General features: G+C 72.3%; 18 protein-coding genes. 7 read left to right on the top strand and 11 right to left on the bottom strand.

What is annotated here, in order from left to right; genetic code table 11:
• Nucleotides 1-85: 85 nt before the first annotated feature.
• The 4 genes from IE274_RS03850 (at nt 86) to IE274_RS03865 (ending at nt 4106) form a co-directional block, all read left to right on the top strand.
• Complete coding sequence (locus IE274_RS03850) at nt 86-949, top strand: phosphatidate cytidylyltransferase (protein ID WP_190114154.1); 864 nt, start codon at nt 86-88, stop codon at nt 947-949.
• Entirely contained in the window at nt 946-2250 is a 1305-nt protein-coding gene (locus IE274_RS03855) for a lysophospholipid acyltransferase family protein (RefSeq protein ID WP_268255554.1), read from the top strand. Before IE274_RS03850 ends, IE274_RS03855 begins: the two co-directional genes overlap by 4 nt.
• A gap of 110 nt (nt 2251-2360) precedes the next feature.
• On the top strand, nt 2361-3092 hold the full coding sequence (locus tag IE274_RS03860; RefSeq protein WP_190114155.1) for a nitroreductase family protein: 732 nt from the start codon (nt 2361-2363) through the stop codon (nt 3090-3092).
• 144 nt (nt 3093-3236) lie between these two features.
• Nucleotides 3237-4106, top strand: a complete 870-nt coding sequence (locus tag IE274_RS03865) for an alpha/beta fold hydrolase (protein WP_190114156.1) — start codon at nt 3237-3239, stop codon at nt 4104-4106.
• A gap of 98 nt (nt 4107-4204) precedes the next feature.
• Here IE274_RS03865 and pruA read toward each other — a convergent pair whose 3' ends face one another.
• A complete protein-coding gene (gene pruA, locus IE274_RS03870) occupies nt 4205-5836 on the bottom strand; it encodes an L-glutamate gamma-semialdehyde dehydrogenase (protein ID WP_190114157.1) in 1632 nt (543 codons plus the stop codon).
• Nucleotides 5837-5886: 50 nt separating this feature from the next.
• A complete protein-coding gene (locus IE274_RS03875; protein WP_190114158.1) occupies nt 5887-6867 on the bottom strand; it encodes a proline dehydrogenase family protein in 981 nt (326 codons plus the stop codon).
• Between the two features lie 150 nt (nt 6868-7017).
• Between IE274_RS03875 and IE274_RS03880 the strand changes: the two genes are divergently transcribed.
• Entirely contained in the window at nt 7018-8328 is a 1311-nt protein-coding gene (locus tag IE274_RS03880) for a helix-turn-helix domain-containing protein (RefSeq protein ID WP_190114159.1), read from the top strand.
• Between the two features lie 53 nt (nt 8329-8381).
• Here the strand turns inward: IE274_RS03880 and IE274_RS03885 are convergent, their stop codons facing one another.
• The 3 genes from IE274_RS03885 to IE274_RS03895 all read right to left on the bottom strand — a co-directional run bounded on the left by IE274_RS03885 (nt 8382) and on the right by IE274_RS03895 (nt 10938).
• Nucleotides 8382-9002, bottom strand: a complete 621-nt coding sequence (locus tag IE274_RS03885) for an isochorismatase family protein (protein ID WP_190114160.1) — start codon at nt 9000-9002, stop codon at nt 8382-8384.
• Nucleotides 9003-9187: 185 nt separating this feature from the next.
• On the bottom strand, nt 9188-10219 hold the full coding sequence (locus IE274_RS03890; protein WP_190114161.1) for a GlxA family transcriptional regulator: 1032 nt from the start codon (nt 10217-10219) through the stop codon (nt 9188-9190).
• Nucleotides 10220-10290: 71 nt separating this feature from the next.
• Nucleotides 10291-10938, bottom strand: a complete 648-nt coding sequence (locus tag IE274_RS03895) for a TetR/AcrR family transcriptional regulator (RefSeq protein ID WP_190114162.1) — start codon at nt 10936-10938, stop codon at nt 10291-10293.
• 110 nt (nt 10939-11048) lie between these two features.
• Between IE274_RS03895 and IE274_RS03900 the strand changes: the two genes are divergently transcribed.
• Nucleotides 11049-12614 carry an MFS transporter gene (locus IE274_RS03900; RefSeq protein WP_190114163.1) on the top strand — a complete coding sequence of 522 codons (1566 nt, stop codon included), beginning with the start codon at nt 11049-11051 and terminating at the stop codon, nt 12612-12614.
• 93 nt (nt 12615-12707) lie between these two features.
• Here IE274_RS03900 and serA read toward each other — a convergent pair whose 3' ends face one another.
• The 6 genes from serA to IE274_RS03930 form a co-directional block, all read right to left on the bottom strand.
• Nucleotides 12708-14312, bottom strand: coding sequence for a phosphoglycerate dehydrogenase (gene serA / locus IE274_RS03905; protein WP_190114164.1), 1605 nt, complete (start codon nt 14310-14312; stop codon nt 12708-12710).
• 295 nt (nt 14313-14607) lie between these two features.
• Nucleotides 14608-15606: a ketol-acid reductoisomerase gene (gene ilvC / locus IE274_RS03910; RefSeq protein WP_190114165.1), complete on the bottom strand. Its 999-nt coding sequence runs from the start codon at nt 15604-15606 to the stop codon at nt 14608-14610.
• Between the two features lie 142 nt (nt 15607-15748).
• On the bottom strand, nt 15749-16273 hold the full coding sequence (gene ilvN, locus IE274_RS03915) for an acetolactate synthase small subunit (RefSeq protein ID WP_030358981.1): 525 nt from the start codon (nt 16271-16273) through the stop codon (nt 15749-15751).
• A gap of 42 nt (nt 16274-16315) precedes the next feature.
• On the bottom strand, nt 16316-18178 hold the full coding sequence (locus tag IE274_RS03920; protein ID WP_190114166.1) for an acetolactate synthase large subunit: 1863 nt from the start codon (nt 18176-18178) through the stop codon (nt 16316-16318).
• 253 nt (nt 18179-18431) lie between these two features.
• A complete protein-coding gene (locus tag IE274_RS03925) occupies nt 18432-21566 on the bottom strand; it encodes a putative bifunctional diguanylate cyclase/phosphodiesterase (RefSeq protein WP_190114708.1) in 3135 nt (1044 codons plus the stop codon).
• 447 nt (nt 21567-22013) lie between these two features.
• Nucleotides 22014-22964, bottom strand: coding sequence for a 2-hydroxyacid dehydrogenase (locus IE274_RS03930; RefSeq protein WP_190114167.1), 951 nt, complete (start codon nt 22962-22964; stop codon nt 22014-22016).
• Nucleotides 22965-23070: 106 nt separating this feature from the next.
• Between IE274_RS03930 and IE274_RS03935 the strand changes: the two genes are divergently transcribed.
• Nucleotides 23071-24066 carry an aldo/keto reductase gene (locus tag IE274_RS03935; RefSeq protein WP_190114168.1) on the top strand — a complete coding sequence of 332 codons (996 nt, stop codon included), beginning with the start codon at nt 23071-23073 and terminating at the stop codon, nt 24064-24066.
• The last annotated feature ends 137 nt before the right edge of the window (nt 24067-24203 follow it).

Genomic DNA, 24203 nt, shown 5'->3' on the forward strand with positions numbered 1-24203 from the left:
CACCGGGCGACGCGGGGCAGCCGCAAGCACCGGGCGACGCGGGGCAGCCGCAAGCGCCGGGTGAGCTGAAGGGGCTGGGGCGGCGATGAGTCTCGCGATTCTGGTCGGGGAGACGGTCGGGCGGGCCGTGCCGGTGGTGGCCGGGGTGCTCGGCGCCGGGGGCGTGGCCGTGGCGGCGCTGCCGGCGCGGGTGCGGATGCGGGCCGAACTGCGTCGGCGGTGGCGGACCTGGGCGCTGGCGGCGCCGCTGTTCCTGGGGGCGTTCTGGGCGGGCCCGGCGGGCGCGTTCGTGCTCGCGGCGGGGCTCGGGGCGGTCGCGGTCGGCGAGTACGCCCGGATGGCGGCCCTGCCGCGCGGCGAGCGCGCGGTGCTGTGGACGGCGGCGGTACTGCTCCCGGCGGCGGCGTGGGGCGCGCCGGACACCCTCGACGTCCGCACCTTCGGCGCGCTCCTGCTCCTCGCGGCGCTGCCCGCGCTGTTCTCGGGCGACACGGCCCACGGCTTCACCCGCACCGCCCGCGCCGTCTTCGGCCTGCTGTGGATCCCGGTGTCCCTGACCGGCCTGGTCCTGCTCGGCGACACGGCGGTCGCGGTGGGCGTGGCGGTGGCGTTCGGCGACGTGGGCGCGTGGTGCGGCGGCACGGCGCTGGGCCGCAGCGGCCCGCTGTCCCGCCCCCTCTCCCCCCTGTCCCCCCACAAGACCTGGGCGGGCGTCCTCGGCTCGGCAGCCGCAACGGCCGCCGCCCTGGCCGCGATCGGCGCCTTCACACCCCTGCTCTGGGCCGCGGTCCTCACCGGCGGCGTCCTGGGCGACCTCCTGGAGTCCATGGTGAAACGCGAGGCGGGCGTGAAGGACGCGGGCACCTGGCTCCCGGGCTTCGGCGGCCTCTTGGACCGCGTCGACTCGTTGCTCCTGGCCCTGCTGGTGACGATGGCGGTGACCCTGTGAGCACGCCGACAGCAAGCAAGTTTCAGCCCGTCCGGCGCTTGAGGACGAGCCGCGGAGCGGCGATCCGGCGGGGGCCTGTCCCACCCGCACGGGACACCCGCCTCCGGGGGTCCCCCGGTTTCGGGAAGGGGCGGGACCGGGGATGGCGCAGCGCGGCGCTCCTGCGCCGAGCCCTCTGGTGGACCCTCCTCACCCTCACCGGCGGCGTCTCCCGCCGCGGCCACCTCCCCCGGGGCGGCTGCGTGGTCGTGGCCAACCACACGTCCCACGCGGACACGGCGGCCCTGCTCGCGGCCCTGGACGCGACCCACGCCCCCACGATCGCCGCAGCCGCGGACTACTGGTTCGCCTCCCCCTGGCGAAGCCGCGTCTGCTCCCGCCTGGCCGCAGGCTTCCCCGTACGCCGCACGGGCGGCGGAATGGACGACCTGCTGGCCCGGACGGGCGCCCTCCGCGCGGGCCGAGCGGTGGTCCTGTTCCCGGAGGGCACCCGCGCCCGGGCGGGCGAGCTGGGCGCGTTCCACAAGGGCGCCCTGGTCCTGGCCAGGGAGGCGAACGTCCCCGTGGTCCCCGTGGGCATCGCGGGCACGGACCGCCTCCTGCCCAAGCACGGCAAGCTCCGCCCGTCCCTGGTCCGCGTCCGCATCGGCACCCCGCTGCCGCCGACGGCGACCCCGGAGGAGGCCCGCGCGGCGGTGGCGGCGCTGCACCGCCGTACGGCCGAGGAGCCCTTGAGGGACTCCCGCACCCGCAAGCGCGTCGCCCGCGTCCTGACGAGCCGCTGGGCCCTCCCGCTGGCGTTCGCCTGGGCGTTCGCGGAGGCGTTGAGCTGGCCGCTGATGCCGGAGCTGCTCCTGGCGATCGTGTGCGTGGCGGTCCCGCGCCGCGCCCTGACGCTGTCCCTGACGGCGCTTGCGGGCACACTGGCGGGCGGCGTACTGGCCCTCCAACTGGCCACCTCCGGAACGCACTTGCCGCACCCCCTCACAACGGACCGCATGCGCGCGGAAGTGCACCGGGAGCTGACGGCCGACGCGGCGGCGGCCGTCCGCGACCAGCCGTGGAACGGCATCCCCTTCAAGGTGTACGCGGCGGAGGCGGGCCACGCCGACGTCCCCACGCCGGACTGGCTGGCCCAGTCGGCCCTCGCGCGCGGCTCGCGCACCCTGACGGTGGGCCTGGCGTTCGGCGCGTTCGGCTTCCTGGCCCACCGCCTGCGCCGGTTCTACGGCCTGTATCTGGCCCTGCTCGGCACGGGTTTCACGATCGGCCTGTCGCTGATCGTGCGGAGCTGGACCTGACCGGAGGCACCACACCGAAGACGGCACACCGCCACCTCCCGCACCCGAAACGAAGCCAAATCCCGCACCGCCCCCTGTCCGCCCCCGCCCCCGCGCGGCACACTCGGCTCATGCCTGATACCGAACAGAGCAAGCCGGAGACCGGACACCCCGAAGAGCGCTGGACCCCGATCCACGGGCAGCCCTACCGCTCCATCCCCTACCGCCCGGCGCGGATGCCGGAGGCCGAATCCCTCAGCCAGGCGGCCGAGTTGAAGGACCGCATGCGGGAGCGCCGCACCGTACGGCAGTTCTCGCCGGACCCGGTGCCGACGCAGGCCGTACGGGACGCCATCGCCTGCGCGGCGACCGCACCCTCGGGCGCGCACCAGCAGCCGTGGACGTTCGCCCTCGTGCAGGACCCGGAGATACGCCGCCGCATCCGCGAGGCCGCCGAGCACGAGGAGCGCGTCTCCTACGACGGGCGGCTGGGCGAGGAGTGGCTGGCCGCGCTGCGCCCGCTCGGCACGGACGAGGTGAAGCGGCACCTGACGGACGCGCCCGCACTGATCGTCGTCTTCCAGCAGCGCTACTGGCTGGGCGAGGACGGCACGAAGCACAAGCACTACTACGTGGACGAGTCCGTCGGCATCGCCGTCGGCATGCTGCTGTCCGCGCTGCACCTGTCGGGCCTGGCCGCGCTGGTGCACACGCCGAGCCCGATGCGGTTCCTGTCCCAGGTGCTCGGCCGCCCGGAGAACGAGAAGGCGTTCGCGGTGGTCCCCGTCGGCTACCCGGCCCCGGACTGCCAGGTCCCCGACCTCGTACGCAAAGCGCTGGACCAGGTCCTCGTGGAGGTGTAGCCGCACCCGCCCGCACCGCCGCCGACTCCACTCCCGGCTCCACCCCACCTCCGCCTAACCAGTAAAAGACACTTGACTGGTTAGGCGGAGGCATGCTCGAATCATCTCATCGGCAACCACCTAAAGAGCGATGAGGGGTTAGAGATGAGCACCCAGGTCCACTACCGGTCCGTCCAGGTCCGCGGCCACGAGGTCTTCTACCGCGAGGCGGGCCCCGCCGACGCCCCCGCCCTACTGCTCCTGCACGGCTTCCCGACCAGCTCGCACATGTTCCGCGACCTCATCCCGCGCCTCGCCGGGCGCTACCGCGTCATCGCCCCGGACCACCTCGGCTTCGGCCGTTCGGCGACGCCCGCCGCCGCGGACTTCCCGTACACCTTCGCCGAACTCGCCGCCGTCACGGCCGAGTTCACGCAGCAGATCGGCCTGGACCGGTTCGCGCTGTACGTGCAGGACTACGGCGCCCCGATCGGCCTGCGCCTCGCGCTCGCCCACCCGGAGCGGGTCACGGCGATCGTCACGCAGAACGGCAACGCGTACGAGGAGGGGCTCGGCAAGGAGGCGTGGGCGCCCGTGTTCGCGTACATCGCGGCACCGAGCGAGGAGACGGCCGGGCCCGTCCGCGCGATCCGCTCCCCCGAGGGCATCAAGTGGCAGTACACGCACGGCGTCCCGGACCCGAGCACGGTCAGCCCCGACGCCTGGGAGCACGACACGGCCCTGATGGCGCGCGCGGGGCAGGACGGGATCCAGCTCGCCCTCATGGGCGACTACGGCAGCAACATCGACCTCTACCCGGACTTCCAGGCGTACTTCCGCGCGAGCCGGGTGCCGGTGCTCGCCGTGTGGGGCGGCCACGACGAGATCTTCGTACCCGCCGGGGCGCTCGCCTTCCAGCGCGACCTGCCCGAGGCGGAGGTCCACCTGCTGCCGACGGGCCACTTCGCCCTGGAGACGCACGCGGCGCAGATCGCGGGCCTGATGGACGACTTCCTCGCCCGGCGGGTGGGCTGACGCGGATACGTCACCGCCCCCGGCCGGGGTGGGGCCCGGGCCGGGGGCGGGGGTCAGGGTGGCGTCGGGCCGGGGCGAGGCCCGACGCCGGTCGGGGGTCAGCCCATGTGCGGGTAGCCGTACTCGGTCGGCGGGACCAGCGTCTCCTTGATGGCGCGGGTCAGGGTCCAGCGCTGCAGGTTCTGCGGGGCGCCGGCCTTGTCGTTGGTGCCGGAGGCACGGCCGCCGCCGAAGGGCTGCTGGCCGACGACGGCGCCGGTCGACTTGTCGTTGATGTAGAAGTTGCCCGCGGCGTAGCGGAGCTTCTCCATCGTGTACGCGGCGGCCGCGCGGTCGCCCGCGATGACCGAGCCGGTGAGGGCGTAGTCCGACGCCGACTCCATCTGGGTCAGCATGTCGTCGTACTTGTCGTCCTCGTAGACGTGCACGGCGAGGAACGGGCCGAAGTACTCGGTCTTGAAGACCTCGTTCTCCGGGTCCGCGCACTCGACGACGGTCGGCCGCACGAAGTAGCCGACGGAGTCGTCGTACGTGCCGCCCGCGACGATCGTGCAGGAGTCGTCCGCCTTGGCGCGGTCGATGGCCGCCTTGTTCTTGGCGAACGCGCGGTCGTCGATGACGGCGCCGATGAAGTTCGACAGGTCGGTGACGTCACCCATCTTGATGCCGTCGACCTCGGCCGCGAACTCCTCCTTGAAACCGGAGTTCCAGATCGAGGCCGGGACGTAGGCGCGCGAGGTGGCGGAGCACTTCTGGCCCTGGAACTCGAAGGAGCCGCGGGTCAGCGCGGTCTTCAGGATGGCGCGGTCGGCGCTCGGGTGCGCGACGACGAAGTCCTTGCCGCCGGTCTCGCCGACCAGACGCGGGTACGTGCGGTACTTGGCGATGTTCTCGCCGACCGTCTTCCACAGGTGCTGGAAGGTCGGCGTCGAGCCGGTGAAGTGGATGCCCGCGAGGTCACGGTGGTGCAGGGCGACCTCGGAGACCGCGATGCCGTCACCGGTGACGAGGTTGATGACGCCCTTGGGCAGGCCCGCCTCCTCCAGGAGCTGCATGAGAAGCACGGCGGCGTGCGTCTGCGTCGGGGACGGCTTCCACACGACCACGTTGCCCATCAGGGCCGGGGCGGTGGGCAGGTTGCCCGCGATGGCCGTGAAGTTGAACGGCGTGATCGCGTAGACGAAGCCCTCGAGCGGACGGTGGTCCAGGCGGTTCCAGACGCCCGTGGAGTTCGCCGGGGGCTGCTCGGCGAGCAGGTCGCGGGCGTACTTCACGTTGAAGCGCCAGAAGTCGACGAGCTCGCAGGGAGTGTCGATCTCGGCCTGCTGGGCGGTCTTGGACTGGCCGAGCATGGTGGAGGCGGCCAGCGTCTCGCGCCACGTCGTGGACAGCAGCTCGGCGGCGCGCAGGATGATCGCGGCACGGTCGTCGAACGACATCGCGCGCCACGCCGGAGCGGCGGCCAGGGCGGCGTCGATCGCGTCCTGGGCGTCCTGCTGGGTGGCGCCGCGGCCGGTGCCGATGACGGCCTGGTGATTGTGCGGCTGCACGACCTGGAAGGGCTCGCCGCCGCCGAGGCGCTTCACGCCGCCGATCGTCATCGGCAGCTCGATCGGGTTCTCGGACAGCTCCTTGAGCTTGGTCTCGAGCCGGGCGCGCTCCGGGGAGCCGGGGGCGTAGCCGTGGACCGGCTCATTGACCGGGGCGGGGACCTGGGTCACAGCGTCCATGAGTTCCGTAACTCCTTTGTGCGGGGGAAATCTGGCGGCCGGGGGCGGGCTCAGCCCTTGGTGAGGACCGAACGGGCGAAGAACAGCAGGTTCGCCGGCTTCTCCGCGAGACGGCGCATGAAATAGCCGTACCAGTCGGTTCCGTAGGCGGTGTACACGCGCATCCGGTGGCCCTCGGCGGCGAGCCGCAGGTGCTCGTCGCTGCGGATGCCGTACAGCATCTGGAATTCGTACTCGTCCAGTTTGCGCCCGGCGCGGCGCGCGAGCTCCTGGGTGATGGCGATGAGCCGCGGGTCGTGGGACCCGATCATCGGGTAGCCGGAGCCGTCCATCAGGATCTTCAGGATCCGGACGTACGCCTTGTCGATCTCGGCCTTGTCCTGGTACGCGACGGCGGCGGGCTCCTTGTAGGCGCCCTTGACGACCCGTACGCGGCTGCCGTTCGCGGCCAGGCGGCGGGCGTCGTCCTCGGTGCGGAACAGGTACGACTGGATGACGCAGCCGGTCTGCGGGAAGTCCTTCCGCAGCTCCTCGTGGATGGCGAACATCGAGTCGAGGGTGGTGTGGTCCTCGGCGTCGAGGGTGACGGTGGTGCCGATCGCGGCGGCGGCCTCCACGACGGGGCGGACGTTGGCGAGGGCGAGCTCGTGGCCGTCCTGGAATTGTTCCGCGGACCCGGAGGGCCCCCCGTTGAGGGTGGTGGTGGCAGACGGGAGGGCTTGTCCGAACATCGACAGCTTCACGGACATCTCGGCCTTGGTGCCGAGGCCGAGGTCCTTGAGCCGGTCGATCAGCTCCAGGTAGGCGTCGCGCGCGGCGTGGGACTGCTCGACGGTGGTGATGTCCTCGCCCACCACGTCCAGGGTGACCTCAAGGCCCTTGTCGGCGGCGTCGACGACGATCGGGACCACCTGGTCGACCGTCTCACCGGCGATGAACCGGTCGACGACCTGCTTGGTGCCCGGCGCCGCCGACACGAAACGGCGCATCTGGTCACTGCGCGACGCGGCAAGGATCACGGGACCCAGCACGGGCACCTCCACGGGAGTACGAGCGAGTGCCGTACCGACAATTTTGCGACAAAACCGGTACGACACGGAGAACCACCGTGAAACTTATGGATCCCTCCGACCCTGGGCCATCGACACCTGTCACGCATCCGTGGGCTGGATCTCAGACATATGTATGAGGGGCGGGCGGGACTGCGTGACAATGGGTTCCGGACGGGCCCGGGACGGGCTTCGTACGGCACGGGCGCGAGCGAAGGGCGGCAGCGGGTGAAAGGCGACTACCAGGAACTGGTCGACGAGATCTCGACCCTGCTCGGCGCGCCCGCCACGCTGGAGAACCGCGACTTCGAGCTGATCGCCTTCGGCGCGCACGACGGCGGCGACGGCCTCGACGCCCCCGACCTCGACCCGGTCCGGACCCGCTCGATCCTCACGCGCCGCTCCACCGCCCAGGTCCGCGCCTGGTTCGAGAGCTTCGGCATCACCCGCGCGACCCGCCCGGTCCGCATCCCGCCCACCCCGGAGGAGGGCGTGCACCGCGGCCGGGTCTGTCTTCCGGTACGCCATCGGGGGTTCGCCCTGGGCTACGTCTGGCTGCTCGACGACGAGCCGGGCCCCACGGACGCGCAGCTCACCGCCGCCATGGAGGTGGCCGCGCGGATCGGGGCGCTGCTCGCCGAGGAGGTGCGGGCGGGCGCCGACCTCACCCGGGAGTTCCGGGCGGCCCTGACGGCGGAGCGCGGCTGGCAGCGGGACATGACGGTGGCGGCGCTGCGCACGGCCCTCGGCCCGCGCGCGGACGGGCCGCACGTGCTGGTGTGCGTGGCGCCCTGGCACACCCCCGGCGCCCGCCGCCGCTCCGGCAGCGGACCGGGCGGCGACTCCGGGCCCGACCCGATCGCCGACCCGGACGACGCGCCCGCGCTGCGGACGGTGCCGGGGGCGGCGGCGCTGTGCACGGTGCCGTGGGCCGGCGGGGCGGCCCTCGGCGTCCTGGTGCGGCTGCGGTCGGCGGACGCCCTGACGCCCGCGCTGACGGTGGCCGCGCGGCTCGCGGAGTCGGCGGGGCCGGGCGCCGCGGCCGGAGTGGCCGGGGCGCGGCGGGGGCTCGACGACCTCGGGGCGGCCTGGGGCGAGGCGACGGCGGCGGCGCGGGCGGCGCTCGCCGAACCGCGGTTCGCGCCGCTCGCGCGCTGGTCGGACATCGGGCCGTACCGCCTGCTCACGGCGCTCCCCCCGGAGGCGGCGCGCGACGCGGCGGCCCGCGAACTGCTCTCCCCCACCCATCGCGAACTGGCCCGCACGGCCGAGGTGTTCCTCGACCGCGCGGGCCAGGCGGGGCGCGCGGCGGCCGAGTTGGGCATCCACCGCCAGACCCTCTACTACCGCCTCTCCCGCGTGGAGCAGCTCACCAAGCTGGACCTGGACGAGGGCGAGGACCGCCTCCTGCTGCACATGATCCTCAAGGCGTCCCGCCTGTAGCGGGTCTCATCTGTAGCGGGTTCCGCCTGTAGCGGGTCCCCCTCGGACAGGCCCTAGCCGACCAGGTCGTCCACCGTCGGGGCGATCCTGCCGAACAGGTCACCGATCGTGGCCAGTGCGGCGGTGTGCAGGGCCGCCGCGGGCAGGGCGGTGCCGTCGGTGTCGGCGAGGGTGCGGGTGGCGGTGGCCTCGGCCACGACGGTGGGCCGGTAGCCGAGGTTGAAGGCGCCCTGGGCGGTGAAGGTGACGCACATGTGCGTCATGAACCCGGCGAGCACCAGCTCCGCGCCCGCCTCGACACCCAGCTCACGCAGCACCTCCTCAAGGCGGGTCTCGTGGAAGGAGTTGGGGAACTGCTTCACCACGACCGGCTCCCCGTCGACGGGCGCGACCTCGTCGCAGACGGCGCCGATCTCCGCGCGGATGTCGTAAGGGGTGCCCTCGCCCCCGTCGTTCACGACGTGGATCACGGGGATCTCGGCGGCACGGGCGGCGGCGAGGAGGCGCGCACCGGCGGCGAGCGCTTCCTTCGCGCCCTCCAGTTCCATCACGCCGGTGGTGTACGTGTTCTGGTAGTCGATCAGGACGAGGGTGGTGTCGGCGAGCCGGGGCAGCTCGGCCTCCAGGCCGATCACCTGACGGAGGGTGGCGGAGGGCTTCGCGGCTGCGGTCATGGCAGTGGGTCCTTTCGGGGTGGGTGATGCGTAGGGGTACGGGGGCTTGCGGGCACCAGGACCCGCGGGCACGCGGGCATGCGGGCACGGCGAAACCGCACGGCTCGCGCGCGAGCCCGGTGCCGGGTGAGGGGGTGGTGGGTGGTCGGTGGTGGGGCTGGTGTCGGGCGCGTGGGCCCGAACGATCAGGTGGCAGCCGTACGGAATCGACGGCGGTAGGCCGCGGGCGTCGTGTCGATCTGCTTGCGCAGCGCCCGGTGCAAGGTCTCCACGGAGCCGAACCCGCTGGCGGCGGCGACCTGTTCCAACGGCTCGTCGGTGCTCTCCAGGATGCGGCGGGCCGCCTCCACCCGGACGGCCTCGACGTAGGCGGCGGGTCCGGTGCCGGTCTCCTGGCGGAAGACCCGCGCGAAGTGCCGTTCGCTGAGGGACATCCGCCCGGCGAGGGCCGGCGCCGACAGGTCGGCGTCGAGGTGCTCCGCGATGTACATCCGCAGCTCCTCGATGTCCCGCCGGGACGCGGGCGGACGGCTCAGCGGTACGGAGAACTGGCTCTGCCCGCCCTGGCGCTTGAGGTACATCACCAGTTGCCGGGCCACCGTGAGGGCGACCTTCTCGCCCAGGTCCTCGGCGACCAGGGCGAGCGCCAGATCCATGCAGGCGCTGATCCCCGCCCCGGTCCAGATCCGCCCCGACCGCACGAAGATCGGGTCGGCGTCGACGATCACCGCCGGGTGGTCGGCGGCGAGTTGGGCGGCGGTCGACCAGTGGGTGGTCACCCGCTTCCCGTCGAGCAGCCCGGCCGCGGCGAGCACATGCGCGCCGACGCACACGGACGCCACCCGCCGGGCGCCGGGAGCGGTGGCCTTCACCCATGCGACGACGTCCTGGTCGATCCGGGCGACCGGACCTTCCGGGAGCATGTCCACGGCTCCGGGCACGAGCAGGGTGTCGATCACCCCGCCGCCCCCGCCGCGCCCGCCCTCCTCAGCACCCTCGCCACCCCCGCCGACCTCGGCGAAGGAGACGTCGACCAGCAGCCGCACCCCGGCCGACGTGGTGACGGCGCCGCCGGAAGGGCCCGCCAACTGCACGTGGTAGCCCGCGCGGCCGCCGGTCTCCCGGTTGGCGAGCGCGAACACCTCGGCCGGACCGGTCACGTCGAGAAGGTCGACGTCCGGGAAGACCGCGATGACGATGCGTCGGGAACGGGGCATGCGTCCATCGTCGCCCCCGCCTCGTACATCCACAATGACGCGCTTCTGTCACATCCGGACACACACGTACGTCAGGAATCCAGGCCAGGCGCCCCCGGCGCACCAGGCACCTCAGGCACACCGGACACCGCAGTCCCCCCAGGCGCCCCCGCCCGCCCCAGCACGCGCCGCAGCCCCTCCGTCAGCTGGGCCGCGTCCGTCGCCGAATCCGGGTCGAAGAGCCACTGCACCATCAGCCCGTTGAGCAGCGTCGTATAGAGCCGCCCCTCGGCGTCCAGGACGTCGTCGGACAGCCGGTCCTCGTCGATGCCGAGCATCATCGCGGCCAGCCCCGCGCGCCCCTCCCCCTGCGCCTTGACCACGAGTTCGCGCACGCCGGGAAGCCGGTCGCCGTGGGTGATGAACTCCATGGTGAGCACCCACACCCCGCGCGCCTCCGGGAACGTACGGATGACGTTCCCCCACACCTCCTGGAACCGCTCCAGGGACCCGCCGGGCGCCTCACCGGCTCCGGCCGCCGGGCCGAAGGCGTCACCGATGGACTCGATGAGCGCGATGTAGGCCTGCGCGAGCAGGGCGTCCTTCGAGCCGTAGTGGTAGCCGATCGACGCGAGGTTCGTCCCCGACTCCTTGACGATGTCGCGCGCCGTGGTGCGCACGAACCCCTTCTCCAGCAGGCAGCGCTTGGCGCCTTCGAGCAGATCCTCACGATGTCCCATGCACCGAACCCTACCCACGATCCAGACACTCGTCCCATACGTACGTCCCATACATACGTCCCATACAATCGTTCTAGACAACTGTTTAAGACGCCCGTACAGTCCCGGTCATGCCTACGAACCCAGACCTGGTGACGCCCCCGGTGACCTCCGCACCCGTCCCGGCCCGCGCGGGCCGCAAGGAGTGGACGGCCCTGGCCGTCCTGATGCTGCCGCTGCTGCTCGTCTCGATGGACGTCTCGGTCCTGTACTTCGCGGTCCCCGCGATCAACGCCGACCTGGAGCCCACCGGCACCCAACAGCTGTGGATCTTCGACGTGTACGCGTTCGTGCTCGCCGGACTGCTCATGACCATGGGCTCGCTGGGTGACCGCGCGGGCCGCCGCAAGCTGCTGCTGTTCGGCGCCGCCGCGTTCGGCGCGGCCTCCCTCACCGCCGCGTACGCCGACAGCGCGGAACTCCTCATCGCCGCCCGCGCCGTCCTCGGCATCGGCGGCGCCACCCTGATGCCGTCCACGCTCGCGCTGGTGCGCACCCTGTTCCGCGACCCCGGGCAGCGCGCGCAGGCGATCGGCATCTGGTCCGGCGTGCTCGTCGCCGGTGTCGCGCTCGGCTCGGTGCTCAGCGGGCTGCTCGTCGAATTCTTCTGGTGGGGCTCGGTTTTCCTGGTCAACCTGCCCGCGATGGCGCTGCTCCTGCTCCTCGCGCCGGTCCTCATCCCGGAGTCCAGGGACCCGCACGCGGGCCGCTTCGACCTCCTCAGCGTGCCCCTGTCGCTGGCCGCGGTGCTCCCGGTCGTCTACGGCCTCAAGGAGATCCCCTCCGAAGGCCCGCGCACGGAGTACGTCGTGTCGATCGCCGTGGGGCTCGTCTTCGCCGCCCTCTTCGTCCGCCGCCAGCGCACCGCCGCGTCACCGCTGATCTCCCCCGCCCTGTTCCGCGGGGCGCGCGGCTTCGGCCCCGCCGTCGTCCTGAACCTCATCTCGTCGTTCGCGATGATGGGTTCGGCGTACTACACGACGCAGTACCTGCAGTCCGTGCTCGGCAAGAGCGCGCTGGAGGCCGCCCTGTGGGCGCTGCTCCCGTCGGTCCTCATCGGCTGCGCGGTGCCGGTCGCGACGGCACTGGTGCGGCGGGGCACGGACCGGGCGAGTGTGGTGGCGGGCGGCTTCGCGGTGGCCGCGTGCGGGTACGGTCTGCTGTTCCTCGCGGACACCGACGCGCTGTGGACCGTACTGGCCGGGGCGGGGGTGCTCGCCTGCGGCGCGGTCGTCGTCGGCTCGCAACTGACCGACCTGGCGCTCGGGTCGGCGCCCGTGGAGAAGGCCGGGGCGGCGTCGTCGCTCCTGGAGACCGGGCAGGAGTTCGGCGGGGCGCTCGGGATGGCGGTCCTCGGGTCGATCGGCACCGCCGTGTACCGGCACGAGATGCCGTCCGGGGCGCCGGACGAGGCGCGCGAGACCCTCGGCGGCGCCCTGGCCGCCACCGGCCACCTGCCGTCACCGGCGGCGGACGCCCTTGCCGCGGCGGCGCGTTCGGCGTTCACCAGCGGTATGCACGTGGCTGCGGTGGCGGGGGCGGGGGTGCTGCTCGCGGCGGCGGGGCTGGCGGTGGTGGCGCTGCGCGGGGCTCCCTCAATCGCCGGAGGGGCTGGAGACAGCCCCTCCGGCGATTGAGGACGAGGCGCGGAGCGCCGACAGCGGGGGTCCGGGGGCTGCCGCCCCCGGGTCCGGGAAGAGGCGGGGTTGGGGAAAGCCCCGCAGGGCGCCCTAATCCGCCAGGTTCACCGAGCGCGCCGAAGCCGCCCCGGTCTCCTCCGCCAGCTCCGCCAGGACCGGCTGCGGCACCGTGTCGTCGACGGTGAGAACGGCAAGCGCCTCACCGCCCACATCGGCCCGCGCGACCTGCATCCCGGCGATGTTGATCCCGGCCTCACCGAGGACGCGCCCGACGGTGCCGACGACACCGGGCCGGTCGGCGTACCGGAGCACGACCATGTGGTCGGCAAGGGCGAGATCGACGTCGTAGTCGCCGACGGCCACGATCTTCTGGTGGTGCTTGGGCCCGGCGAGCGTGCCGGACACGGCGATCTCCTCGCCGTCGCCGAGCGTGCCCCGCACGGTGACGACGTTGCGGTGGTCGGGCGACTCGGAGGAGGTGGTGAGCCGCACCTCGACGCCGCGCTCCTGGGCGAAGAGGGGGGCGTTGACGTAGCTGACGGTCTCGTCGACGACGTCCTCGAACACGCCCTTGAGGGCGGAGAGTTCGAGCACCTTGACGTCGTGCTGGGTGATCTCGCCGTACACCTCGACGTCGAGCCGCGCGGCGACCTCGCCCGCGAGGGCGGTGAAGATGCGGCCGAGCTTCTCGGCGAGGGGCAGGCCGGGACGGACGTCCTCGGCGATGACGCCGCCCTGGACGTTCACGGCGTCGGGCACCAGCTCACCGGCGAGGGCGAGCCGCACGGACTTGGCGACGGAGATGCCCGCCTTCTCCTGGGCCTCGTCGGTGGAGGCGCCGAGGTGCGGGGTGCAGACGACCTGGTCGAGCTCGAAGAGCGGGGAGTCGGTGCAGGGCTCCTTGGCGTACACGTCGAGACCGGCACCGGCGACGCGGCCCTCCTTGAGGGCGGAGTACAGCGCCTCCTCGTCGACGATGCCGCCGCGGGCGGCGTTGACGATGCGCACGGACGGCTTGACCTTGTGCAGCGCGTCGTCGCCGATGAGGCCGAGGGTCTCGGGGGTCTTCGGCAGGTGCACGGTGATGAAGTCGGAGACTTCGAGGAGCTCGTCGAGGGAGAGCACCTTGACGCCCATCTGGGCGGCGCGCGCGGGCTGTACGTACGGGTCGTAGGCGACGACCTTCATGCCGAAGGCCGACATGCGCTGCGCGACGAGCGCGCCGATGCGGCCGAGGCCGACGACGCCGAGGGTCTTCTCGGCGAGTTCGACGCCGGTGTACTTGGAGCGCTTCCACTCGCCGTTCTTCAGGGCGGTGTTGGCCTGCGGAATGTTGCGCGCGGTGGCGACGAGCAGGCCGCAGGCCAGCTCGGCGGCGGTGACGATGTTCGACGTCGGGGCGTTGACGACCATCACGCCGGCCTTGGTGGCGGCGGAGACGTCGACGTTGTCGAGGCCGACGCCCGCGCGGGCGACGACCTTCAGCTTGGGCGCGGCCGCGATGGCCTCGGCGTCGACCTTGGTCGCGGAGCGGACAAGCACGGCGTCGGCGTCGGCGATGGCGGGCAGCAGTTCGGCGCGGTCCGCGCCGTTGCAGTGCCGGATCTCGAAGTCCGGGCCCAGGGCGTCGACGGTGGCGGGCGACAGCTCTTCAGCGATGAGTACGACCGGTTTGCCGTTGGCAGCAGTGCTCACGTGAGTCCTCACAAGTCCAATGCGGACGGCCGTCCCGACGGCCGCAGGCGGTGTCGCTTAGCCGCGTGGAAGACGCACGACGCTGTGGGCCTGACGCGAATGTGGTTGCAGTGTAGTGGCGCGCAGGGGGCCCGCTTGCGCCTGACTGGAAGGATCACCCGGACGTGGCTGGCCACTCCGGACAACAGGATCCAGCCCTTCCGGCGACTGCGGAGGGGCGCCGGGGCGGCGCCCCGGAACCACGACGGCGCGGGTACGGCACCGGTTCCCCGGTGCCGTACCCGCGCCGCGCGGCCTACTTGTCCTCGTCGACCCAGGACATGAGCTTGCGCAGCTCCTTGCCGGTGGTCTCCAGGAGGTGCTCGGAGTCCTGCGTCTTGTACTCGTTGTACTTCTTCAGGCCGCCGTGGTACTCGTCCATCCACTGCTGGGCGAAGGTGCCGTCCTGGATCTCGGCGAGGACCTTCTTCATCTCGGCCTTGGTGGCGTCCGTGATGATGCGCGGGCCGGTGACGTAGTCGCCCCACTCGGCGGTCTCGGAGACCGACCAGCGCATCTTCTCCAGGCCGCCCTCGTACATGAGGTCCACGATCAGCTTCAGCTCGTGCAGGCACTCGAAGTACGCGATCTCCGGCTGGTAGCCGGCCTCGGTCAGCGTCTCGAAGCCCGCCTTGACCAGCGCGGCCGTACCGCCGCAGAGCACGGCCTGCTCGCCGAACAGGTCGGTCTCGGTCTCCTCGGTGAAGGTCGTCTTGATGACGCCCGCACGCGTGCCGCCGATGCCCTTGGCGTACGAGAGCGCCAGCGGGAAGCCGTTGCCCGTGGCGTCCTGCTCGACCGCCGCGATGCACGGGACGCCGCGGCCCTCCTCGTACTGGCGGCGCACCAGGTGACCCGGGCCCTTGGGGGCGACCATGGCGACGTCGACGCCCGCCGGGGGCTTGATGAAGCCGAAGCGGATGTTCAGGCCGTGGCCGAAGAAGAGCGCGTCGCCCTCCTTCAGGTTGTCCTTGATGGACTCCTCGTAGACCTGGGCCTGGATCGGGTCCGGGACCAGGATCATGATGACGTCGGCTTCCTTGGCGGCCTCGGCGGGCGTGACCACGCGCAGGCCCTGCTCCTCGGCCTTCGCCTTGGACTTGGAGCCCTCGTGCAGGCCGACCCGCACGTCCACACCGGAGTCGCGCAGCGAGAGGGCGTGGGCGTGGCCCTGGCTGCCGTAACCGATGACCGCGACCTTGCGGCCCTGGATGATGGACAGGTCGGCGTCGGCGTCGTAGAACAGCTCGGCCACTGGAAATCTCCTATGTGTGCTGATGTTGCGTCCCACCGTACGGCGGGCTGGGTGAGGGAAGTTGTCAGGTCTCGCTATCCGGGACCCACCGGCCGCGCGCGGGAGCGGTGCGGGGGTGTGCGGTCTCCCGCGCGGGGGGGCGCTACGCGGAGCGGTCGAGCGCGCGCAGGCTGCGGTCCGTGATGGAGCGCGAGCCGCGGCCGATCGCGATGGTGCCGGACTGCACCAGCTCCTTGATGCCGAAGGGTTCCAGCATCTTGAGCATGGCCTCCAGCTTGTCGCTGCTGCCGGTGGCCTCGATGGTGACCGCCTCCGGGGAGACGTCCACGGTCTTGGCGCGGAACAGCTGGACGATCTCGACGATCTGGGAGCGGGTCTCGTTGTCGGCGCGCACCTTGGCGAGGACCAGCTCGCGCTGCACGGCCGCACCCGGCTCGAGTTCGACGATCTTCAGGACGTTGACCAGCTTGTTGAGCTGCTTGGTGACCTGTTCGAGCGGGAGTTCCTCGACATTCACGACGATGGTGATGCGGGAGATGTCGGGGTGCTCGGTGACGCCGACGGCAAGGGAGTCGATGTTGAAGCCGCGGCGGGAGAAGAGGGCGGCGATCCTGGCCAGGATGCCGGGGGTGTTCTCGACGAGGACCGAGAGCGTGTGCTTCGACATGGGGGTCATGGCGGTCATTCCTCTTCCTGGTTCCTGCTGCTCTCAGTCGTCTTCGTTGTCGCCGAAGTCGGGGCGCACGCCCCGGGCGGCCATGACCTCGTCGTTGGAGGTCCCGGCGGCGACCATCGGCCACACCTGGGCGTCCTCGTGCACGATGAAGTCGATCACGACGGGGCGGTCGTTGACGGCGTTGGCCTCCGCGATCACCTTGTCGAGGTCGGCCGGGTCCTCGCAGCGGATCGCGTAGCAGCCCATCGCCTCGGACAGCTTGACGAAGTCCGGGACCCGGGTGCCCGCGCTCGGCTGCTTGCCGTCCGCCTCCGGGCCGCTGTGCAGCACGGTGTTGGAGTAGCGCTGGTTGTAGAACAGCGTCTGCCACTGGCGGACCATGCCGAGCGCGCCGTTGTTGATGATGGCGACCTTGATCGGGATGTTGTTCAGGGCGCAGGTGGTCAGTTCCTGGTTGGTCATCTGGAAGCAGCCGTCGCCGTCGATCGCCCAGACCGTGCGCTCGGGCTGTCCGGCCTTCGCGCCCATCGCGGCCGGGACGGCGTAGCCCATGGTTCCGGCGCCGCCGGAGTTGAGCCAGGTCGCGGGCTGCTCGTACTGGATGAAGTGCGCGGCCCACATCTGGTGCTGGCCGACGCCCGCGGCGAAGATCGTCCCTTCCGGGGCGAGCTGGCCGACGCGCTCGATGACCTGCTGCGGCGAGAGCTGACCGTTGTCCGGGTGGTCGTAGCCGAGCGGGTACGTCTCGCGCCAGCGGTTCAGGTCGGCCCACCAGGCCGCGTATCCCTTTCCGGTGTGACCGGCCGTGTGCTCGGCCTGGATGGCCTGCACCAGGTCGGCGATGACCTCGCGGGCGTCGCCGACGATCGGGACGTCGGCGGTGCGGTTCTTGCCGATCTCGGCGGGGTCGATGTCGGCGTGCACGATCTTCGCGTGCGGGGCGAAGCTGTCCAGCTTGCCGGTGACGCGGTCGTCGAAGCGGGCTCCGAGGGCGACGATCAGGTCGGCCTTCTGCAGCGCGGTGACGGCGGTGACCGCACCGTGCATGCCCGGCATTCCCACGTGCAGCGGGTGGCTGTCGGGGAACGCGCCCAGCGCCATCAGGGTGGTGGTGACGGGCGCCGAGGTGAGTTCGGCGAGGACCTTCAGCTCGGCGGTGGCGCCGGCCTTGATGACGCCACCGCCGACGTACAGGACGGGGCGCTTGGCGGCGGTGATGAGCTTCGCGGCCTCGCGGATCTGCTTGGCGTGCGGCTTGGTCACCGGGCGGTAGCCGGGCAGTTCCTGCTGCGGCGGCCAGGAGAACGTGGTGCGCGCCTGCAGGGCGTCCTTGGCGATGTCGACGAGGACGGGGCCCGGGCGGCCGGTCGAGGCGATGTGGAAGGCCTCCGCGATGGTGCGCGGGATGTCCTCGGCCTTGGTGACCAGGAAGTTGTGCTTGGTGATCGGCATCGTGATGCCGACGATGTCCGCCTCCTGGAAGGCGTCCGTGCCGATCGCCTTGGACGCCACCTGGCCGGTGATCGCGACCAGCGGGACGGAGTCCATGTGGGCGTCCGCGATGGGCGTGACCAGGTTGGTGGCGCCGGGGCCCGACGTCGCCATGCAGACGCCGACCTTGCCGGTGGCCTGCGCGTACCCGGTGGCCGCGTGGCCCGCGCCCTGCTCGTGGCGGACCAGGATGTGGCGCACCCGGGTGGAGTCCATCATCGGGTCGTACGCGGGGAGGATGGCGCCTCCGGGAATGCCGAATACCGTGTCGGCCCCGACTTCCTCGAGAGAGCGGATCAGCGACTGCGCGCCCGTGACGTTCTCGACGGCGACGGACTGCGGTCCTGAGGTTCGGGGCCGGGGCTGCGGATGGTGGGCCCCGGAGGCCTGCTCGGTCATCGGCATTCTCTTCTCGAAGCTGAGGGTCTTTGCTGAGGATTCTGCGGGGGTGGCGCGGGGTTTTTGCCAGGGTTTGGCAGGTGCCAGTGCAACAAAAAACCCCTCGTGCCGTGAGGCAAGCGAGGGGAGCGCGCCGGGTGCGGTCGCTGGGAGTCTCCGGTGTCCGGACCGGTGCGTCCCAGCTTCAGCCGACGCGCTTTCCAAGTACGAGAATTCGGGTGCGCATGGCTCTGACCCTCCCTCCGGCGCGCCACACCTGTCAAGTAGGTGGGACGGGCGTCTCAATATGTGAGCGCCCATAGGAGGGAGATCCGGCCGCCAGGGCCGCTCCCGCCCCGCCGAAGGGTGTCGTGGGCCCGCCGAACGGCGTCGGCGACTCGCCGTACGCGGCCGAGGCAGCCTTGAAGGCGGGCGCCCCCTCGCCGTAGGCCACGGGCTCGGGCGCCGGGCCGCCGACGCACACCGGCTCGACGGCGCCGTGCGGCACGGGATACTCCCCCACCGTCAGGGCCCGGCGCAGCCGGTACTCGTCGAGCGGACCCGAGAACGCCATTCCGTACCCGTGCGTGCAGCCCATCGCGCGCAGGGCGACGACCTGTTCGGGCAAGTCGACGCCCTCGGCGACGGAGCACAGGCCGAGGTCGCCCGAGATCCGCAGGAGACCCGAGGTGATCTTGTGCAGCCGCGCGGACTCCACGACGCCCTCAACCAGACCGCGGTCCAGTTTCAGTACGTCGACGGGGAGCCGCCGCAGCGCGGTGATCGCCGCGCTGCCGCTGCCGAACCCGTCGAGGGCGATGCGGACGCCGAGGCGGCGCAGGGACGCCAGACGGCGCTCCAGGTCGTCGACGGACACCCTCGGGTCGCTGTCGGCCAGCTCGATGACGAGCCCGCCGGACGGCAGGCCGTGTCGGGTGAGCAGCGCCTCGATGGAGCCGAGCGGCATGGAGCGGTCCACCAGGCGGCGCGCCCCGACGCGCACGCACACGGGCACCGCGTGGCCCGTCCTGCCGCGCTCGGCGGCCTGCTCGACGGCTTCCTCCAGGAGCCAGCGGCCCAGCTCGGCGGCACGGTCGCCGCCGTCGGCGGTGCGCAGGAACTCGGCGGGCGTGAAGAGGATGCCCTGGGCCGAGCGCCAGCGCGCCTGGGCCGCGACGGAGGTGACCCGGCCGGTCTCCAGGGACACCACGGGCTGGTGCAGGAGCACGAACTCGCCGTCGTGCAGGGCGCTGCGCAACCGCGTGGCCAGCTCGGCCTTGCGTGCGACGTCGGCCTGCATCTGGGGGGCGTACAGCTCGACGCGGCCCTTGCCCGCCGCCTTCGCGCGGTACATCGCGAGGTCGGCGTTGCGCAGCAACTCGCCCGCGCCGACGCCCGGTTCGGCGAAGGCGACGCCGATGGACGCGGCGACCCGGACGTCGTTGCCGTCGATGTCGTAGGGCTGGGAGAGGCGGATTCTGAGGCGGTCGGCGAGCTCGAAGATGTGCCGTTCGCGGGCGGCGTGGTCGCGGCTGCCGTCGCCGACGATGAGGGCGGCGAACTCGTCCCCGCCGAGCCGGGACGCGGTGTCCGAGGAGCGGACGGCCTCCTGGAGCCGCTGGGCGGCCTTGACGAGCAGCGCGTCGCCCGCCTGGTGCCCGATGGTGTCGTTGACGGCCTTGAATCCGTCGAGGTCGATGAAGAGGACTGCCGTGCCCCGGTCGGTGACTCTGCGACCGCCGAGCGCGGCGGCGACCCGGCGGGTGAAGAGTGCCCGGTTGGGCAGGTCGGTGAGCGGATCGTGCTCGGCGTTGTGCTGCAACTGCGCCTGGAGGCGCACGCGTTCGGTGACGTCGCGGCTGTTGAAGATGAGGCCGCCGTGGTGGCGGTTAACGGTGGACTCGACATTGAGCCAGTCGCCGCAGCCGGACTTGAAGCGGCATTCGATGCGGGTGGTCGGCTCCTCCACGGGGTTGGCGGCGAGGAAGCGGCGCACCTCGTGGACGACGCGGCCGAGGTCCTCGGGGTGGATCAGCGTGGCCAGTTCGGAGCCCACGAGGTCGTCGGCCTCGCGGCCGTAGACCCCGGCGGCGGCCGGGCTGACGTACCGCAGGATGCCGCTCGGCGCGGCGATCATGATGACGTCGCTCGATCCCTGGACCAGGGAGCGGAAGTGGTTCTCCTTCTGGGCCAGTTCCTGGGTGAGCGTGATGTTGTCGAGGAGCATGATGCCCTGGCGCACGACGAGCGCGAGGACGACCGTGCCCGCGGTGAACAGCACGACCTCGTCGACGCTGCGGCCGTTGAGGACGTTGTAGAGGATCCCCAGGGTGCAGACCGCCGCGGCCAGGTACGGCGTGAGGGCGGCGAGCGAGCCGGCGATGGGGCGGGTGGTGGCGTACCGCCCGCGGCCGTCGGGACGCTCGCCGGGTCGTTCGTCGCGGTCGTAGCGCTCGTCGTGTCCGCGCGGGCCGCGGCTTTCGATGCAGCGTGCCTTGCCGTACGCCCGGTACGCCGCGCGCACCGGGCCCGCGTCGGCGCGGGCGGGCCCGGGGTCGCCGCGGGTGTGCCCGGACGCCGCCCAGGGTGCGTAGGCGAGCAGGAGCGAACCGGCGAACCAGCCCGCGTCCAGGAGCTGGCCCGAGCGGTAGCTGGCGTGCAGCATCGGTGAGGTGAACAGCGCGTCGCACACCACCGTGAGCGCGAGGGCGCCGATGGCGGTGTTCACGGCGGTGCGGTTCGCCGAGGACCGTCTGAAGTGCAGCGCGAGGACCATGCTGACGAGCGCGATGTCCAGGAGCGGATACGCGAGCGACAGCGCGGCGTGCGCGACGCTGGGGCCCTCGAACTGCGCGTTGTGCGCGAGGGCGAGGCTCCAGGAGAGCGTGAGCAGGGAGCCGCCGATGAGCCAGGCGTCGAGCGCGAGGCAGACCCAACCGGCCTTCGTGACCGGCCGCTTGGCGAGCACGAGCAGGCCGATGATCGCGGGCGGCGCGAAGCACAGGAAGAACAGGTCCGCGTAGCCCGGGCTGGGGACGGGGCGCTCGAGGACGACCTCGTACCATCCCCAGACGCCGTTGCCGCAGGCTGCCATCGCCGAGGAGAGCGCGAACAGCAGCCAGGCGGGTCGAAAGCGGCTGCGGCGGGTGCGGGAGTACCGGAAGCAGGAGACGGCGGCGATGCCGGCGGCGGCGCTGAGTCCGAAGTCCCCCATGATGAACGCGAGCTGTTTCGATCCCCAGCCGAGCGCGGAGCCGGTCGCGTATCCCCCGCAGACCAGCAGCAGGACGGCCTGCGAGAGGAGTCCGGAGCCGCCGCCGGAGGCCGGGCGCCGGGCCAGCGGCGCTCCCGGCGGCGGCCCGGGCGGCCCGAGCCGGCCCTCCAGGACGGTCGCGGAAGCCGACTGCCCGCTCACCGGCCCGCCCCGCTCCTCGCGGTGGCCACCCGGCGAGGGGCGCCACGTCCACAGACCGCGGGAGCCGCGCGCCGTGTACGCGGCGGCCGCGGGCGGCCACAGGACGGGCACGGGCCACCGGAGCGGCGCAGGAGTCGGTGACGCCGGGTGGTGTCCCGGTGTCTGCGGATCGGTGTGCGCGAGAGTCGTCGGCGGTCGTCCCGCCGCGTCGGATCGTTCGCCCATAGGCCGTACATCGCCCGTCGCCCCCCTCGCAGTCCTGTTGCCACAACCCCGGCGCCGAATGGTTCACGGCGCAGCCCCAGTCGGGACGATACACCAGTCTCGTCACTCAGGGACAGGGTTGCTCTACTCTCCGTGACTGCCAGCGTCAATGCGGACACGCGGCGCACGCGGGCGGGTGCGGAGCGTGCGCGGAATATTCCCTACCGCTTCCGCGCCCCTTGGCTACGCGGTCGTCAGGACGACGTTGGCGAGCGGCTCCCCGGCGGCGTAGCGGTTCAACTGGCCGGACAGCAGGCGCTTGGCGCGGGGCAGGAACGCGGATGTCGGGCCGCCCACGTGCGGGCTGATGAGCACGCCGGGGGCCTGCCACAAGGGGTGACCGGGGGGCAGCGGCTCCGGGTCGGTGACGTCCAGGGCCGCGGTGAGGCGGCCGCTCTCCAACTCGGCCAGGAGCGCCTTGGTGTCGACGACGGGGCCGCGGGACACGTTCACAAGGAGCGCGCCGTCCTTCATGTGCGCGAGGAAATCGGCGTTCACCAGGCCGCGCGTGGAGTCGCTCAGCGGCGTGGAGAGGATCACGACGTCGGCTTCGGGGAGCAGTCCGGGCAGTTCGGAGAGCGGAAGCACAGGACCGCGCTCCGTGGCACGCTCGGAGCGCGCAACGCGCGCCACCCGCGCACACTCAAAGCCCGTGAGCCGGTCTTCGATCGCCGAACCGATCGCTCCGTAGCCCACGATGAGGACGGACTTGTCGGCAAGCGCCGGGTTGAACCCCTGCCGCCACTCCTGCACCCGCTGCCCCTCCACGAAACGCGGAATGCCCCGCAAGGAGGCGAGGGTCAGCGTCAGCGCGAGCTCGGCGGTGCTCGCCTCGTGCACCCCGCGCGCGTTGCACAACCGAACGCCCGGAGCGAGGTGTTCCACGGCGGGCAGCACGTGGTCGACGCCCGCGGTCAGAGTCTGGACGACGCGCAGGGACGTCATCCTGGACAGCGGACGCACGCAGACCGCGGGGTCGATCATGTAGGGGACCCCGTAGAAGACACAGTCGGCGGGGTCGGCGGGAAAGTCCGCGCCGCCGTCCCAGAATCGGTAGGTGAAGCCCCCGTCGTGGGTGGCGGGCAGGCCCTCGATCTCGGCTGCCGCCACGGGCAGCCATACGTCGGTCGTCATGCCCTGGAGGCTAATGCGCACAGGCCGCACGCGGCGCGGGCGGGCACAGAGGTTACGTTGGGGGCCGCCCGGACGAAGATCATCGGACAGGGGAGGGCACGGCCAGGTGGAGCGCAGGACGATCGGCGCGGGGGCGCTCGGGGTGGGCGCCGTCGGACTCGGCTGCATGCCGATGAGCTGGGCCTACACCGGCTCCCGACAGCGCGGCGACGCCTCGATGCGGACCGTGCACGCGGCGCTCGACGAGGGCTCGACGCTCCTCGACACGGCGGACATGTACGGGCCGTTCACCAATGAGCTGCTGATCGGCCGGGTGCTCAAGGAACGGCGCGCGGAGGCCTTCGTGTCCACGAAGTGCGGGCTGCTCGTCGGCGAGCAGCACATCGTCGCCAACGGCCGCCCCGGCTATGTGAAGCGGGCCTGCCACGCCTCCCTGCGGCGCCTGCAGACGGACACCATCGACCTCTACCAGCTGCACCGCGCCGACCCCGAGGTGCCGATCGAGGAGACCTGGGGCGCGATGGCCGAGCTGGTGTCGGCGGGCAAGGTGCGCTCGCTGGGGCTGTGCGCGGTGGGCGCGCGGGCGGGCCGCCGCACCGGGCGCGCGGGGCTGTACGACGCCACGATCCGGCAGTTGGAGCGCGTCCAGCAGGTCTTCCCGGTGACGGCGGTGCAGGCCGAGTTGTCGGTGTGGTCGCCGGAGGCGCTGGTCGCGCTGCTGCCGTGGTGCGCGGCGCGCGGCGTGGGGCTGCTGGCGGCGATGCCGCTGGGCAACGGTTTCCTCACCGGCACGCTGACGCCGGGGCAGGGCTTCGAGCCGGACGACCTGCGGGCCCGGCATCCCCGCTTCACCGCCGAGATGATGGCCGCCAACCAGCCGCTGCTGGTGGGCCTGCGCCGGGTCGCCGAGCGGCACGGCGCGACGCCCGCGCAGGCCGCGCTGGCGTGGGTGCTCGCGCAGGGGCCGCAGGTGGTGCCGGTACCGGGCGCCAAGCGGGAGCGCTGGGCGCGGGAGAACGCGGGGGCCGCGGGGGTGGTCCTGACGCCGACGGACCTGGCGGAGCTGGCGGCGCTGCCCGCGGCGCAGGGGTCGTGGGACTAGGGCCTGTCCGATGGGTCGGGCCCGGGTCCAGGTGCGAGTTCGCGTTCGCGAGGGCCGGGCGGAATTGGCGCGCGGGGAATGGGAACCTGCGGGGCGGCTGCGGTGTATGAACAGTAGAAGCTCCGCGTCGAAGGGAC

The sequence above is a fragment of the Streptomyces flavofungini genome (genome assembly GCF_014650815.1).
Lineage (GTDB): Bacteria > Actinomycetota > Actinomycetes > Streptomycetales > Streptomycetaceae > Streptomyces > Streptomyces flavofungini.